Source organism: Pseudomonas oplopanacis, assembly GCF_057128725.1.
In genome coordinates this window covers 172,204-186,913 of sequence record NZ_JBSKHV010000013.1, presented here as the reverse complement: position 1 = coordinate 186,913, position 14,710 = coordinate 172,204, and the positions used below count along the sequence as shown (strand labels likewise).

General features: G+C 59.2%; 12 protein-coding genes and 1 pseudogene. 6 read left to right on the top strand and 7 right to left on the bottom strand.

Going from position 1 to position 14,710, the window contains the following annotated elements; all coding sequences use genetic code 11:
• Nucleotides 1-200: 200 nt before the first annotated feature.
• Together ACWKV5_RS23480 and ACWKV5_RS23475 are read left to right on the top strand one after the other, a co-directional pair.
• Nucleotides 201-452 carry a helix-turn-helix transcriptional regulator gene (locus ACWKV5_RS23480; protein ID WP_483843181.1) on the top strand — a complete coding sequence of 84 codons (252 nt, stop codon included), beginning with the start codon at nucleotides 201-203 and terminating at the stop codon, nucleotides 450-452.
• The gene (locus tag ACWKV5_RS23475) at nucleotides 445-1,716 is read left to right on the top strand and encodes a type II toxin-antitoxin system HipA family toxin (protein ID WP_483843180.1); all 1,272 of its coding nucleotides are present in this window, start codon (nucleotides 445-447) and stop codon (nucleotides 1,714-1,716) included. The genes ACWKV5_RS23480 and ACWKV5_RS23475 overlap by 8 nt, the downstream gene beginning before the upstream one ends.
• Before the next feature lie 68 nt (nucleotides 1,717-1,784).
• Here the strand turns inward: ACWKV5_RS23475 and ACWKV5_RS23470 are convergent.
• A pseudogene (locus ACWKV5_RS23470) lies at nucleotides 1,785-1,930 on the bottom strand (fructose-bisphosphate aldolase); the annotation flags it as partial.
• A gap of 327 nt (nucleotides 1,931-2,257) precedes the next feature.
• Complete coding sequence (locus ACWKV5_RS23465; RefSeq protein ID WP_483843179.1) at nucleotides 2,258-2,926, bottom strand: polysaccharide lyase family 7 protein; 669 nt, start codon at nucleotides 2,924-2,926, stop codon at nucleotides 2,258-2,260.
• 323 nt (nucleotides 2,927-3,249) lie between these two features.
• Here ACWKV5_RS23465 and ACWKV5_RS23460 point away from each other — a divergent pair, with 323 nt between their 5' ends.
• From ACWKV5_RS23460 to ACWKV5_RS23450, 3 genes are read left to right on the top strand one after another with little or no spacing between them, the layout of a single operon-like run.
• Complete coding sequence (locus ACWKV5_RS23460; RefSeq protein WP_483843178.1) at nucleotides 3,250-5,373, top strand: putative bifunctional diguanylate cyclase/phosphodiesterase; 2,124 nt, start codon at nucleotides 3,250-3,252, stop codon at nucleotides 5,371-5,373.
• 45 nt (nucleotides 5,374-5,418) lie between these two features.
• Nucleotides 5,419-5,910 carry a M48 metallopeptidase family protein gene (locus ACWKV5_RS23455; protein WP_483843184.1) on the top strand — a complete coding sequence of 164 codons (492 nt, stop codon included), beginning with the start codon at nucleotides 5,419-5,421 and terminating at the stop codon, nucleotides 5,908-5,910.
• 25 nt (nucleotides 5,911-5,935) lie between these two features.
• On the top strand, nucleotides 5,936-6,232 hold the full coding sequence (locus ACWKV5_RS23450) for a winged helix-turn-helix domain-containing protein (protein WP_483843177.1): 297 nt from the start codon (nucleotides 5,936-5,938) through the stop codon (nucleotides 6,230-6,232).
• A gap of 97 nt (nucleotides 6,233-6,329) precedes the next feature.
• Here the strand turns inward: ACWKV5_RS23450 and ACWKV5_RS23445 are convergent, their stop codons facing one another.
• Nucleotides 6,330-6,782, bottom strand: coding sequence for a GNAT family N-acetyltransferase (locus ACWKV5_RS23445; protein WP_483843176.1), 453 nt, complete (start codon nucleotides 6,780-6,782; stop codon nucleotides 6,330-6,332).
• Between the two features lie 256 nt (nucleotides 6,783-7,038).
• Here ACWKV5_RS23445 and ACWKV5_RS23440 point away from each other — a divergent pair, with 256 nt between their 5' ends.
• Nucleotides 7,039-7,776: a substrate-binding periplasmic protein gene (locus ACWKV5_RS23440; protein WP_483843175.1), complete on the top strand. Its 738-nt coding sequence runs from the start codon at nucleotides 7,039-7,041 to the stop codon at nucleotides 7,774-7,776.
• Between the two features lie 118 nt (nucleotides 7,777-7,894).
• Here ACWKV5_RS23440 and yccS read toward each other — a convergent pair whose 3' ends face one another.
• The 4 genes from yccS to mdtD all read right to left on the bottom strand — a co-directional run bounded on the left by yccS (nucleotide 7,895) and on the right by mdtD (nucleotide 14,554).
• Entirely contained in the window at nucleotides 7,895-10,078 is a 2,184-nt protein-coding gene (yccS, locus tag ACWKV5_RS23435; RefSeq protein ID WP_483843174.1) for a YccS family putative transporter, read from the bottom strand.
• A gap of 232 nt (nucleotides 10,079-10,310) precedes the next feature.
• Complete coding sequence (locus tag ACWKV5_RS23430; RefSeq protein WP_483843173.1) at nucleotides 10,311-11,489, bottom strand: BaiN/RdsA family NAD(P)/FAD-dependent oxidoreductase; 1,179 nt, start codon at nucleotides 11,487-11,489, stop codon at nucleotides 10,311-10,313.
• A 143-nt stretch (nucleotides 11,490-11,632) separates the two neighbouring features.
• Entirely contained in the window at nucleotides 11,633-13,018 is a 1,386-nt protein-coding gene (dbpA, locus tag ACWKV5_RS23425) for an ATP-dependent RNA helicase DbpA (RefSeq protein WP_483843172.1), read from the bottom strand.
• A 108-nt stretch (nucleotides 13,019-13,126) separates the two neighbouring features.
• Nucleotides 13,127-14,554, bottom strand: a complete 1,428-nt coding sequence (gene mdtD, locus ACWKV5_RS23420) for a multidrug transporter subunit MdtD (RefSeq protein WP_483843171.1) — start codon at nucleotides 14,552-14,554, stop codon at nucleotides 13,127-13,129.
• Between the last annotated feature and the right edge of the window lie 156 nt (nucleotides 14,555-14,710).

Below are 14,710 nucleotides of genomic sequence, written 5' to 3'. Positions count from 1 at the left end.
AAATGCTCCGTATCTTTCGATACGGAGCATTTTCTTCGAGCGCTGCGCAGATTGCTAGGTTTTCACACAGCCTGAATCGGCGGGTTTTTTATGACGGAAATTTTTGACCTGGATACCGTCTGGCGTAAGGCGCTTGAAATGTCACTTATAGTGGACATAATGAGAATATCCTCTAAAAAAGTCCTATATGGGTGACATTCATGCTCTTGCACAATCCCTCTGTGTTTGGTGAAAGAGTCCGCCAGTTGCGACGCGCCAAAGGCTATAGCCAGGCAATACTCGCGCACAGGGCACAATGCAGCCGTAAAACCATCATTGACCTTGAGGCCGGTGAAAATGTCGCGCTTTACACGGTGTTCAGGGTGCTATCAGCGCTGGGCATGGCGCTTGAAATTGTTGATAACAGAATTGACCTCAAATCCCTTGCTGATCTGGTAGAACACGATGAGTAAGGTCAAGCTGCTCAACGTCATGACACCGCAGGGCTTTTCGGGCGAGCTGTCCAAGGGGTCACAGTTTTCGTTTGCCTACCAATCCGCCGATGCACTTAGGGAAGTCTCGCTGGTCATGCCCTATGACCCGACGCCTTCGGTCAGCAACGTACTACATCCAATATTCGATATGAACGTGCCAGAAGGGTTTCTGGCGGACCAGATCAAGCGCCGGATGGCCAAGCATATGCAAGTGGATGAAATGCGCCTGTTGTCGGTCATCGGGGGAAATCAGATCGGACGTCTCAGTTATCAAAATCCTGCTGACGCCCCCGTGTCCGTTCGTGCTCAGGTCGGGCTACAGGAAATTCTGTCGGCGGACGCCTCGCAAGGTGTTTTCGAGTTTCTCGTAGACACCTACTTCGAGTCGGGCATTTCGGGGGTGCAGCCTAAGGTATTAGTGCCCGATCTGGATAAGCTCACCGGCACTCGAAAAACCATGCTCAGCTCCGACCTGATTGTTAAGTCGGGAGCAGACGAGTATGCGCACCTCGCTCAAAACGAGTTTCTCTGCCTGGAAGCTGCTCGTCTTGCAGGGCTCGAAACGCCGCCATTCTGGCTTTCTGAAAACGGTGATCTGTTCGTGATGGAGCGATTCGACCTGACCACTTCCGGTCGGCTCGGTTTTGAAGACATGGCCGTTCTTTTAGGGCTCCACAAGGATCCCCATGACAACTACAAGTACTCCCAAAGCTACGAAACCCTTGCCGCCGTGATTGGCCAGCTCTGCCGACATGGCGATCCGATACGTGAACTGGAGCGTTTTTACTCTTCGGTTTGTCTGTCGGTCATGGTGCGCAACGGAGACGCACACTTGAAGAATTTCGGGGTGATTTACACTCATCCTGATGCGCCTGAAACGGTGCAATTGGCGCCGGTCTTCGATGTCACGACAACGACCGTCTATGAAAACTACAACCCCAAATCCGGTCGCTCATTGGTAGACCGTACCTTGGCCATCAAGATGAACAAAGTGAAAAGCTACCCGGATCGTCAGCAATTGATTGAGTTCGGTCGAAAACACTGCGCGGTGGATAGGCCGGCCTTGATCATTGAGCGAATTGCCGAGGCGATGACTCAAGCGTTGGCGGCTAATCGGAGTCGTGTTGATGGAGAGCTGTTTGCGGATATGCAGCGTGAATGGGATGCGGGGCGGGTGGCGGCGCGCAATGACACGGTTGCGTCGGGGCTGAGGCGTAAACCTGTTGGTAAGGGGAGCATTTGATTGTCGGTCGGGCGCGATCAAGCCGATCTCGCTGGAAGGCATGTATCAGCGTTACTTGATGGGTGAGTCTTAAGGACGGCGTTGAGGCGTTCGCTGACGCAGTTGTGGAGTTCGCGTAGCGGGGCGTCGCTGTCGATGAGAGGGACGGGACGGGACAGTCGGTGGCGAATTGGGACATTGGAGTGAAGCGGCGCGGCGGGTTGTTCATTGTCATAAGTAAATCTTCCTTGAATCTTGAAGGAGAGTTACCCGTATGGAAGGGCTGCGAAACCCTGTCGCCAACAATGTCAGCGACAGGCCAACTTTAGGCAGCAATTTTCGGCATTCACAACCGGGCTGTAGGACGTGTATGCGGTCATTGTGGCGAGGGAGCTTGCTCCCGTTCGGCGGCGCAGGCGCCGTAAATCGGGGTGTGGTGTGTCTGAGGGAATCTGGTGGCAGGATTTGGGGCTACTTCGTAGCCCACGGGAGCAAGCTCCCTCGCCACAGTCGGAGGCGTCCTACGCGTTGCTCGACAGCTGCTACAGAGGCTGCGGTGTTTTTACTTGTCGTGATCAATATCCAGCTTGCTGAACGTCACTTTGCCGCCTTCGCTGGTGTACCCGGTGTGGTCTTGCACGTAAACCCCGGCCTTGAAATACAGCGGCTTGTCGCGCCACGTCGCACTGATGTTGGTGTCCCACTGATAGCCTGCCGCGCTGATGCCCAACGCACCGCCGGGGCTCAGGTGGATGAGGTAGGAAAACTCCTGGTCCATCTTCACGCCGGTGGCAATGGTAATTACCCGACCTTCACCGTCATCCGGATGCATGCGTACTTTGGCAACGATGTTGCCGGTGGCGGTGCTGGTCTTGTACTGATACTCAAGTTTCACCAGCGGCTTCTGGCTTTCATAAGCATGGATCTGACCAATAACGATCTTTCCAGAACTCGGCACCTGGTTCACCGCGAGGGTCGCACGAAGTAAGTTGTCGGCGTCCGGGTAGAGCCAGTTTTTCAGGGTGCCATTGCTGTAGGTTTCGCGAAGTTCAGTGCGGGGATACTTTGCATTGGCCGTTTTGGAACCGGTTACCGGTGCCCAGAAAAACAAGGTGCCGGTGTCGGAGTGGAAGTATTGGTCCTTGAAGCCGTTCACCAGTTTGGCGGTATCAACGGTATACGGCGGATTGCCAACGGGAACACTGAGGTTCCAGGTTGCGAGATCGATCATAGACAAAGCTTCCACAAATTTTTACTGCACGCACGTGCCAGAAGCTCTGGCACGCGCATCGGGGGGCGGTCTTTATAAGCGTACGAGGCCACTTTGTTAATGCCCATCCGGCAGAGATTTGGCGTCAACGTCCTGTCGAAAGGCCATCTTTCCCGGTTTTCGGGGCTCTCAGGACCGACCGTTAGTCGGCAAATGAACGCGTTAGTTAAATGATGGCGCTCTGATGGCTTCTGCTTTTGTGGATCCAGGTCTAGAGTGTGGCGTTAGTATTTGTCCGGTTTTCACGAGAAGCCGGCCTGACGTCCCCGAACAAGAGAAGCAGCATGGAATGCGCGCAACCCACGCCAGCCGAAGGCAACTCGATCCTTTTAATCGTCGATGATTACCCTGAAAACCTGATCAGCATGCGCGCGTTGCTCCAGCGCCAGGACTGGCAGGTGATGACCGCTGCCTCCGGCTTTGAAGCGCTAAACCTTTTGCTCGAACACGATGTCGACCTGGTGTTGCTCGATGTGCAAATGCCGGGCATGGACGGTTTTGAAGTCGCGCGCCTGATGCGCGGCAGCCAGCGGACCCGCCTCACACCGATCATTTTCCTCACCGCTAACGAGCAATCCCCAGACGCTGTGATCAAGGGCTATGCCAGCGGCGCGGTGGATTACCTGTTCAAGCCGTTCGACCCGCAAATTCTCAAGCCCAAAGTCCAGGCCCTGCTGGAACACCAGCGCAATCGCCGTTCGTTGCAGCGCCTGAGCCACGACCTGGAAGTCGCGCGCGCGTTCAATGCTTCGGTGCTGGAGAACGCGGCCGAAGGCATTCTGGTGGTGAGTGAGGACGGGGTGATCCGTTTTGCCAACCCGGCGATGTCGCGGCTGCTGAATGCGACGGTGCAAGAGCTGCAAGGCAAGGATTTCCTGGATTTCCTGCAAAAGCCGCACATCCCGGTCTGGCTGGAATCCGAGATCTATACCGGCTACAAGCGCGGCGAGACCTTGCGCCTGCACGACGCGCTGTTGCGTACGGCGCCCGGTCAGCAGGTGCCGGTGGCGCTGTCATGTGCGCCATTGCCCGCGGAACAGCACGCGATGGTGGTGACGGTGCTGGACATGTCGGTGGTGCGCCACCTGCATCAGCAACTGGAATTCCAGGCTGTGACCGATCCATTGACCGGTTTGCTCAATCGTCGAGGCTTCTACCAGACCGTTGAAAACCTGTTGCTGCGCGGTGAACGCGCCGACAGTGTCTGGGTGCTGCTGTACCTCGACCTCGACGGCTTCAAGCGGGTCAATGACTCCCTGGGCCACGATGCCGGCGACCGCGTGCTGCGTTGGGTGTCCGAGCAGTTGAAGGCCTGCTTGCGGTCGTTCGACATTCTGGCGCGCATGGGCGGCGATGAATTTACGGCGCTGCTGGACCTGGAGTTTCCCGAGCAGGCGGCGAAGATTGCGGAAAAACTCATCGAGCGGGTATCGATCTGTCAGCAGATTGATGGCCTGGAAATCACCTTGGGCGCCAGCATCGGGATTGCGACGTTTCCGGATTGTGGGGCCAACCTCGACGGATTGTTGCGCGCCTCGGACATTGCGATGTACGAAGCCAAGCGCGCGGGCCGTCAGCAGTATCGTTTCTACGATCACGAGATGAATGGCCGGGCGCGTTCGCGGCTGATGCTCGAAGAGAGTGTGCGCACGGCCATCGAAAACCGTGATTTCAATTTGGTCTACCAACCCCAAGTGTCCATCGCCAACGGGCAGATCCGTGGGTTCGAGGCGTTGTTGCGCTGGCAGCACCCGAGTGTCGGCGACGTCCCGCCGGGGCTGTTTTTGCCGTTGCTGGAAGAGGCGCGGCTGATCAGTCGGCTGGGCAGCTGGATTTACCAGCGTGGCGCCGGGCAGCGCAAGGCCTGGGAAACCCTGTTTGCCGAGGACCTGGTGCTCGGCATCAGTCTGAGTAGCACTCAATTCGGCATGCCCAATCTGGTCACCGAGTTGCGCCAGGTGCTGGAGCGCCATGGTCTGCAACCGCATCATCTGGAAGTCGAGGTGACGGAAGAAGCGCTGATGCAAAACCCGGAAGAAACCCATAAGACCCTGCGTCTGCTGCGTAATCTTGGGGTGCGGGTGGCACTCGATGACTTTGGTTCCGGGCCCTGTTCGCTGGCGCATCTGCGGGACCTGGAGTTAGACACGCTCAAGCTTGACCGGCATGTGATCGCCCGGCTGCCCGAGTCCTCAAGGGATGCCGCGCTGGTGCGCACTGTGATCGACCTGTGCAAGCAATACGGAATGCTGGTGATCGCCGAAGGGGTGGAAACCGTTGCCCAGTACCAATGGCTGCAAGCGAATGGCTGTGAGTACGTGCAGGGTTTTCTGGTGGCGCGGCCGATGATGGCCGAGGACGTCGGCGACTTTGTGCGGCCGTTCGACTGGAGCGCACTGAACAGTTGAATTCGCTACACTGGCGACCTTTTCGTGATTCGTGTTGCCGCCCCAATGACCGCGTTGAAATACCTCCAGGCCTATCCCGCTGCATTGCAGGATCAAGTGCGCCAGTTGATCGCCGACGATCGGCTGGGCGAATACCTGACCAAGCGCTACCCGCAAAAGCACGGTGTTCAGAGCGACAAGGCGCTGTACACCTATGCGCTGGATCTCAAGCAGGAATACCTGCGCAATGCTCCGGCCATCGACAAAGTGCTGTTCGACAACCGTCTGGACCTCACGCATCGCGCCCTTGGCCTGCACACCACGATCTCGCGGGTGCAGGGCGGCAAGCTCAAGTCCAAGAAAGAAATCCGGGTGGCCTCGCTGTTCAAGGAAGCACCTTCCGAATTTCTGAAAATGATCGTGGTGCATGAACTGGCGCACTTTAAAGAGTCGGATCATAACAAGGCGTTCTACAAACTCTGCGAACACATGCTGCCGGGCTATCACCAAGTGGAGTTTGACCTGCGGGTGTACCTGACCTGGCGGGACATGCAATAACGGATCAACGGCCGGGAGTGTTTGAATGGAAGTCAGCAAGACCAAGAGCAGTTTTTACCGTCGGTTGTACGTGGCGTACTTGATCGACAGCGGGCTGGCGAGCAGCGTCCCGGCCTTGACCGAGGTGACCGGCATGCCCCGGCGCACGGCGCAGGACACGATTGCGGCGTTGGCGGACCTGGACATCATTTGCGAATTCGAGCAGGAAGAGGGCGCGCGCAATCATGCAGGGCGTTACCGGATTCGTGAGTGGGGGACGATTGATCGGGGGTGGATCGAGCGGAATTTGCGGCAGATAAAAGAGGTACTTGAGTACCCCTGAGTTGATGTGGTGACAAGGCTCACGCCTTCGCGAGCAGGCTCGCTCCCACAAGTACGGCGAAGTCCATGTGGGAGCGAGCCTGCTCGCGAAGAGGCCTTTAAGGGCGACGCATTCCAATGTGCGGAATGCCATCCTCGACATACTCCTCACCCGCCACCACAAACCCGTACTTCCCGTAATACCCCTGCAAATGCGCCTGCGCCGACAGGTAAACCGGCATATCCGGCCAATGCTTCTCAGCCTGCTTCAACGCCTGCGCCATCAGCTCATGCCCAATCCCGGCGCCGCGGGCTGCCGGGGCAACGATCACCCGGCCAATCACCACATCACCGCCCTGCAACTGCGGGTCGAGCAATCGCAAGTAACCCACCAGTCGGTTCTCGTCCCATGCCATCAAATGGCAGGTGTCACCTTCCAGGTCCTGGCCATCGATGTCTTGATAGACGCATTTCTGCTCGACGACGAACACCTCTGCGCGCAGTTGCAGAATGGCGTACAGCTGTTCCTTGCCCAAATCGCTGTGGTGTTTGCAGATCCAGTCAATTGTCATTTTCGCTTTCCTTGAACATCGTCGCTCCGATACTAAGCGTCCTGAGGATCATTGTCTTTATGGCGGGGAAATCTGTGACAAAGGCCAAAATGCCATCATTCATTTCGCGCGGTGCCGTCTTCTTTGTGTAATCTTCGATGACGCGCTGTGCAATGGCTTCAATGAGCTAATGTTGAGTACTGGCTGCCGGTACACGGGTCTTGGAGTTTGGGCTGAAAAACACGTCGGGCCACCCGCCCGCTAAGGATTTTCTAGCATGCCGCGATTGCATCGAGCTTGCGCTTTGATCGTGTTGCTGTTGCTGACACAAGGCGCGGCAGCGGAAAAGCTGCGTCTGGTTGCCGACGCCTGGCCGCCCTTTACCGACGCGACGCTGGTCAATGGCGGATTGGCGACGGACATCGTCACGACTGCGCTGGCACGCGCAGGCTATGCCAGTGATTTCGAGCAGGTGCCCTGGGCCCGAGCGTTGTTGGGCGTAGGCGAGGGGCGTTATGACGTGCTGGTCAACGCCTGGTACACCAACGATCGGACCAAGCTAGGCCAGTTTTCCGGCGAATACCTGCTGAATCGTGTGCGCTTTCTGAAGCGCAAAGATGCGCCGATCGAATACAGCAACTTGCAGCAACTGCACACCTATCCGATTGCGATCGTGCGCGGCTACGCCTATTCGCCGGAATTCGATGACGACGCGTCACTGCAGAAAGTCCCGGTGCATAACTTTTCGATGGCGGTGCGCATGGTGGCGGCGGACCGGGTCAAGTTGACGCTGGAAGATGAATACGTCGCCCGTTATTACCTGGCGCGTGAATCCTCCAAAGTGCGCAATGCGGTGGAGTTTCTGCCCAAACCGTTGAGCGAGAACAGCCTGCATATATTGGTCAGTTTGAAGAATCCGCAGCATGAGCAGATCGTCGCCGGGTTTGACCGTGAGATTGCCGAGATGAAGGCTGATGGGAGTTATGAGCGTTTGATGAAGCAGCATGGGATGTGAGGTGGGGCTGATGGCCCCTTCGCGAGCAGGCTCGCTCCCACATTGATCTATGGCGTGACACAAATCCCCTGTGGGAGCGAGCCTGCTCGCGAAGAGGCCTGCCCAGCCCCCGCAAATCTCAAGTCTCGCTGGTGTCTTTGATCAAATGCGCCGCCAAGGTCCGCAGCGGCCCTAGTTGCCGACAAATCAACGCCAACTGCGTCTGCACCAGCCGCTGCCCTTCATCGATCTCGTCGGGCATCTGTTCAAGAGAATTCGCCAGGGCTTCTTCCTCATCACTCTGAATCGCCACCGGCGTTTTGCTCGCCAGGCCTTGGGCGATCTCATCGATGCTCGCCGCCAGGCTCACGCCGGCACCCTCGATCAATTGCTCGCGTACATCCGCCGGTAGCGCCGTTTCACGGTGCGCCCCCAGCCCGGACAAATAGCTGAGCAAGGTGTGCGACAGCACCAGAAAACGAAACCCGACATCCGCTTCTTTCCGGAAGTGCCCAGGCTCCATGAGCATGTTGGCCAGCGTCGTCGACAGCGCCGCGTCGGCGTTGTGCGCGTTGCGTCGAGCCAGGCGATACGCCAGGTCGTCACTTTTACCGGCGGCGTATTGCTGCATGATCTGGCGCAGGTAAATGCTGTTGCAGGTCAGGGTGTTGGCCAGCACTTTGTTCAGGCGTCGGCCCTGCCAGTCCGGCAGGAACAGGAACACCGCCAGCCCGGCGATAAGGCTGCCGAGCAAGGTATCGAGCAGTCGCGGCAGGAACAGCCCGTAGCCGTCGCCGACCTGGTTGAAACAGAACAGCACCATCAAGGTGATCGCGGCCGTGGCCAAGGTGTAGCGGGTGGTGCGGTTGATAAAGAACACCACGCCGGCGGCGATGGCGAAGCACGACTGGATCAACGGATTCGGGAACAGATCGAACAGCGCCCACGCCAGGGTCAGGCCGATCGCCGTGCCGATGATCCGCTGGCCGAGTTTGCGTCGGGTCGCGCCGTAATTTGGCTGGCACACGAACAGCGTGGTCAGGATGATCCAGTAGCCTTGGGACGGGTGAATCAAATGCACCATGCCGTAGCCGATGCTCAGCGCCAGGGGCAAACGCAGTGCATGGCGGAACAGCAGCGATGTCGGCGTCAGTTGCGTGCGCAAGCGCATCCACACATCTTTAAGGCTGCGCGGCGAACGGTCGAGCAGGCTGCTGTCGGTGGCATCGGCCAGGGCGTCCGGGTTGCTGGCATCGCTGAGCAAACGGTCGAGTGTCGAGAGGTTGGCCGTGAGTGCTCGCAGCGAGCGCAACAGGCCGCGCCAGGCCGGATTGCTCTGGATGCGCAGGTGTTCGATGGAGGCATTCAGGTCGCCCAAGGCTTCGGCGAAGCTTGCGTCGTAGATGAACGGCTGACGCATCTGGATCGACTCGGCCAAGGCGCGACACGCCTTGCCTTGCTGACGCAGCAGGCGCTGACAGCGGAACAGCACGTCGCTGTGGAAAAACGCCTCGGCGAGTGCGTTGTAGGGGTAATGCGACGAACTGGCGCGCTCGTGGATGTCCTGGGCGAGGAAGTACAGCTTCAGGTAGCGACTGACTTTCGAGCCCGGCCGTCCGTTGCCAACCCGGTGCAGGATGATTTCCTTGGCCGCGTTCAACGCCGCCACCACACGGCCGTTCTGCTGGGCCAGTTCCAGGCGCCGCGCTTCCACGTCCATCTGCCGGATTGGCTCGAACAGCGACGATTTCAGCTTCAGGTACAAACCCAACTCACGGAACAACCGCGCCAGGCTTTGCTGCACCGGCTGGTTGGAAAACATCGCCTGCCACAGCACCGACAGCAAACCGTACCAGGCCGCACCGGCCACCAGCAGCACCGGTTCGTGCCAGAAATCGGTGACGGCGCCGCCGCGCTGGTCCACGCCGATCATGGTGTAGACCGACAGAATCAGCGTCGCCGAGGCAATCGCGCCATAGCGTTCGCCGAGGGCGCCGAGCATGGTCAGGCCAAAGCTGGCGAGGGCCAGGGCGACGATGAAGATGTAAGGGTAGGGGAACAGCAGTTCGACGGAGAACGCGGCGACGCTGAAACACACCAGTGTCACGGCAAGCGCATTGAGGCGGCCCTGCCAACTGTCGTCGGTTTCGGCCAGGGCGCTGGCGATGATCCCCAGGAACAACGGGATCAGCAGGCCCATTTCATCCTGATACCAACAGACCGCCATGCTGCCGGTCAGGGCAATGAACACCCGCACGCTGTAGCTGAATTTATCCAGCGCCCAGAGGCGACGCAGAGACTGACTGAGAGGAGTCGATGACATGAAGTGCGAAGGCCTTCCGAGGCAATGACGCTAAATTGAGCCAGTAATGACGCCGACGCAATGGCGTCGATCACATCTGACAGCAAAATCTGTTCCCTTGAGCTTTGCGCGGTTACAAATGTGGGAGCGAGCCTGCTCGCGAATGCGGTCTTTCAGCCGCCATTCATATCGACTGAACTATCGCTTTCGCGAGCAGGCTCGCTCCCACATTTTATTTGTGTACACCCATTGATCAGACGTACTGCGCGGCGGCGTAGCCGGAGGCCCAGGCCCACTGGAAGTTGAAGCCGCCCAGATGCCCGGTCACGTCGAGCACTTCGCCGATGAAGTACAGGCCAGGGCTTTTCAGCGATTCCATGGTCTTGGACGACACTTCGTGGGTGTCGACGCCGCCCAGGGTCACTTCCGCCGTGCGATAGCCTTCGGTACCGGCCGGCACCACTTTCCAGCTCGCCAGTTTTTCGGCGATGTCGGCGATTTCCGCGTGGGTGTACTGCTTCATCGGTTTGGACACGAACCAGTTGTCCGCCAGCAGGTTGGCCATCTTCTTGGTGAAGATTTCCCCCAGCAGGGTTTTCAGTTCGCTGTTCGGGCGTTCGGCCTGCTGCTGTTGCAGCCATTCATGCGCATTGTGATCCGGCATCAGGTTGATCTCGACCGTGTCGCCGGATTCCCAGAACGAAGAAATCTGCAAAATCGCCGGGCCGCTGAGGCCGCGGTGAGTGAACAGAATGTTCTCGCGGAAACTCTGCTCGTTGCAGCTCACCAGACAGTCCACCGACGTACCGGACAGTTCGGTGCAAAGCTCTTTCAACTGATCGGTGATGGTGAACGGCACGAGGCCGGCGCGGGTTGGCAGCAGTTCATGACCGAATTGCCTGGCAACCTGATAACCGAAACCGGTCGAGCCCAGTGTCGGAATCGACAGTCCACCCGTGGCGATCACCAAAGACTCGCAGGTGATCTGGCCCATCGTGGTGTCCAGCAGGTAACCGCTTGCGAGTTTTTCGATGGTCTGGATCGAGGTGTCCAGGTGCAGGCTCACGCCGACCTGATCGCACTCGTTGAGCAGCATCTCGAGGATGTCGCTGGATTTGTTATCGCAGAACAATTGCCCGAGCTTCTTCTCGTGATACGGCACGCCGTGCTTGGCGACCATCCCGATGAAATCCCACTGGGTGTAGCGCGCCAGTGCGGATTTGCAGAAATGTTCATTCTGCGAGAGGAAATTGCCAGGTTCGGTGTACATGTTGGTGAAATTGCAGCGGCCACCGCCCGACATCAGGATTTTCTTGCCGGCCTTGTTCGCATGGTCGAGCAACATCACCTTGCGCCCACGCCCGGCGGCGGTCAGCGCACACATCAACCCTGCGGCGCCAGCGCCAATGATCACGACTTCGGTAGAGCGCAAAACGGTGTCCTCTTGGTGTGTCACCACAAAACTAACTGTGGGAGCGAGCCTGCTCGCGAAAGCGGTGTGTCAGTCAGCCTATAAGCCAACTGACAGATTGCATTCGCGAGCAGGCTCGCTCCCACAGGGGAAATGCGTTGTTCTTACAGGATACGAACGCGCAGCGAACGGCCTTTGATCTTGCCGTCGTTCAGGCGCTGCAAGGCTTGCTTGGCGATCCCGCGTTCCACGGCCACATACGCCTGGAAATCGAAAATCGCGATCTTGCCGACCTGGGCGCCCGGAATACCGGCATCGCCGGTCAGTGCGCCGAGGATATCGCCCGGACGAACCTTGTCTTTACGGCCAGCGCCGATGCACAACGTGCTCATGACCGGCAGCAGCGGGCCACCTCCCTGGGACGTCAGGTTGTCTACCAGATCCCAAGTCAACGGCGTCTGCTGGAGGTGTTCGATGGCTTGGGCGCGCTGCGCTTCGGGCGGTGCAACCAGGCTGATCGCAATGCCTTTCTCGCCAGCGCGGCCGGTACGGCCGACACGGTGGATGTGAATTTCCGAATCACGGGCCAGTTCGACGTTGATCACCATGTCCAGCGAGTCGATGTCCAGACCGCGAGCGGCGACATCGGTGGCCACCAGGACCGAAGTACTGCGGTTGGCGAACATCGCCAGCACCTGGTCACGGTCACGCTGTTCCAGATCGCCATGCAGGCCGACGGCGGAGATGCCTTTGGCGGTCAGGTGATCGACGGTTTCCTGAACCTGTTGCTTGGTGTAGCAGAAGGCAACGCAGGACGCCGGGCGGAAGTGGCCCAGGACCTTGGTCACGACGCTCATGCGCTCTTCTGGGGAGATTTCGTAGAAGCGCTGCTCGATCTGCGTGTCGTCATGGAACGCCTCGGCCTTCACGATCTGAGGGTTGCGCATGAACTTCGCGGCGAGTTGCTTGATGCCCGACGGGTACGTGGCCGAGAACAACAGGGTCTGGCGACGCTCCGGGGTCTGGGCAATGATTTCTTCGATGGAGTCGTAGAAACCCATGTCGAGCATGCGGTCGGCTTCGTCGAGGATCAGCGTGTTCAGGCCATGGAGGATCAGCGAACCCTTGCGCAGGTGCTGTTGAATGCGGCCCGGGGTGCCGACGATGATATGCGCGCCATGTTCCAGCGAGCCGATCTGCGGGCCGAAGGACACGCCACCGCACAAGGTCAGGATCTTGATGTTGTCTTCGGCACGGGCCAGACGACGGAGTTCCTTGGCAACCTGGTCCGCGAGCTCGCGAGTGGGGCAGATGACCAGTGCCTGGCAACCGAAGAAGCGCGGATTGATCGGGTTCAGCAGGCCGATCCCGAAGGCGGCGGTCTTGCCGCTGCCGGTCTTGGCCTGGGCGATCAGGTCCATCCCCTTGAGGATCACCGGCAAGCTTTGCGCCTGGATCGGCGTCATCTGGGCATAACCGAGGGAGTCGAGGTTAGCCAGCATGGCGGCGGACAGAGGCAAAGTATTAAAAGCGGTGGCGATGGTGGTCACGGGACTGGCCTGCAAAACAAAATGTCGCGCAGTGTATCAGTCCCGGGGCCATTCGCCCGGAGTTTCCAGACGAGAAGTCGCCGAGCGCAGGCACTTATCGTCTGGAAACTAAGGCTCGATGTGTTCTTCCGGACTCCTGATGCGCCGTCCGTCTTCCTTCGAGAGCTGCGAAAAGATCGTGGCGGCCAGCATGGCCATGATTCCGACGGTGACAAACGTCAGCTGGAACGCGCCCAACACGGTTTCCACGCCATCGTTGCCGATCTCGGCGGTAAAACCGCCGAGCAACGCGCCGGCACAGGCAACGCCCAGGCTCAGGGACAATTGCGCGACCACCGACAGCAGGCTGTTGCCGCTGCTGGCGCTGGCGTCGTCGAGGTCGATCAGGGTGACGGTGTTCATCGCGGTAAATTGCAGCGAGTTGATCGCCCCGAGAATCGCCAGCAGGCACAACAGCAGCCAGTACGGCGTCTGCTCGCTGACCAGGCCCATGCTCGCGAGCATGATGCCCAGGGCGAGGGTGTTGCCGGTCAGTACGATGCGATAGCCCAGGCGTTCGATCAGTGGTCGCGCCACCCACTTGGCAATCATCGCCGCCGCGGCGAGCGGCAGCATGCTCATCCCCGCCTGTGACGGCGAATAACCCAGCGCCACTTGCAGCAGCAACGGCACGAGGAAGGGCAGGGCGCCGCTGCCGAGGCGGGCGAACAGGTTGCCGAGGATGCCCACGGCGAAAGTCCGGGTCTTGAACAGCGACGGCGCGAACAGCGGGTTTTCAGTATGCCCGGCGCGCAACCAGTACGCCGCGAGGCAGGCCAAGCCGGCGAACAGCAGCAGCATCACGCGCAGGTGGGGCAGGTGCAGCTCGCCCAGGCCTTCCATGGCGACGGTGATCAGAATCATCGCCGCACCGAACAGCACAAACCCCAGGCTATCGAAACGGGTGCGCTCGGTGCCGCGCAGGTCGGGGATGAATTTCCACACGGCGTAGCAGCCGACGAGCCCGACGGGCAGGTTGATCAGGAAGATCCAGTGCCAGGTCAGGTACTCGACCATCCAGCCGCCCATGGTTGGGCCGATCAAGGGGCCGAGCAGGCCGGGGATGGTGATGAAGCCCATGATCCGCACCAGTTCCGAACGCGGGTAGGCGCGCAGCACCACGAGACGCCCGACCGGCAACATCAACGCGCCGCCCAGGCCCTGAATGATCCGGGCGCCGATCAGCAGGCTCAGGCTGGTCGACAAGGCACAGAGCAACGAGCCGAGGCTGAACAGAAGAATCGCGCCGAAGAAGATTTTCTTGGTGCCGAAACGGTCGGCGATCCAGCCCGAGGCGGGGATCAGCAAGGCGACGGTGAGCATGTAGGCGATGATCACGCCCTGCATGCGCAACGGATCTTCCGCCAGGTCCCGGGCCATGGCCGGCAGGGCGGTATTGAGGATGGTGCCGTCGAGGGACTGCATGAAAAACGCGATGGCGACGACCCACGGCACCCAGCGGGCGGTGACAGCGTCGAGAGGCAGGCGGTTGGGCATGGGACCTCTTGTGGGTTGGAGTTAATACAAGGTCATGGCTGGCACTGACTCTGTGGCGAGGGAGCTCGCTCCCGCTCGGCTGCGAAGCAGTCGTAAATCCTGAGAATGCGGTTTAACTGGTAAACCGCATGTACCGGTTTGGGGCCGCTTCGCGAC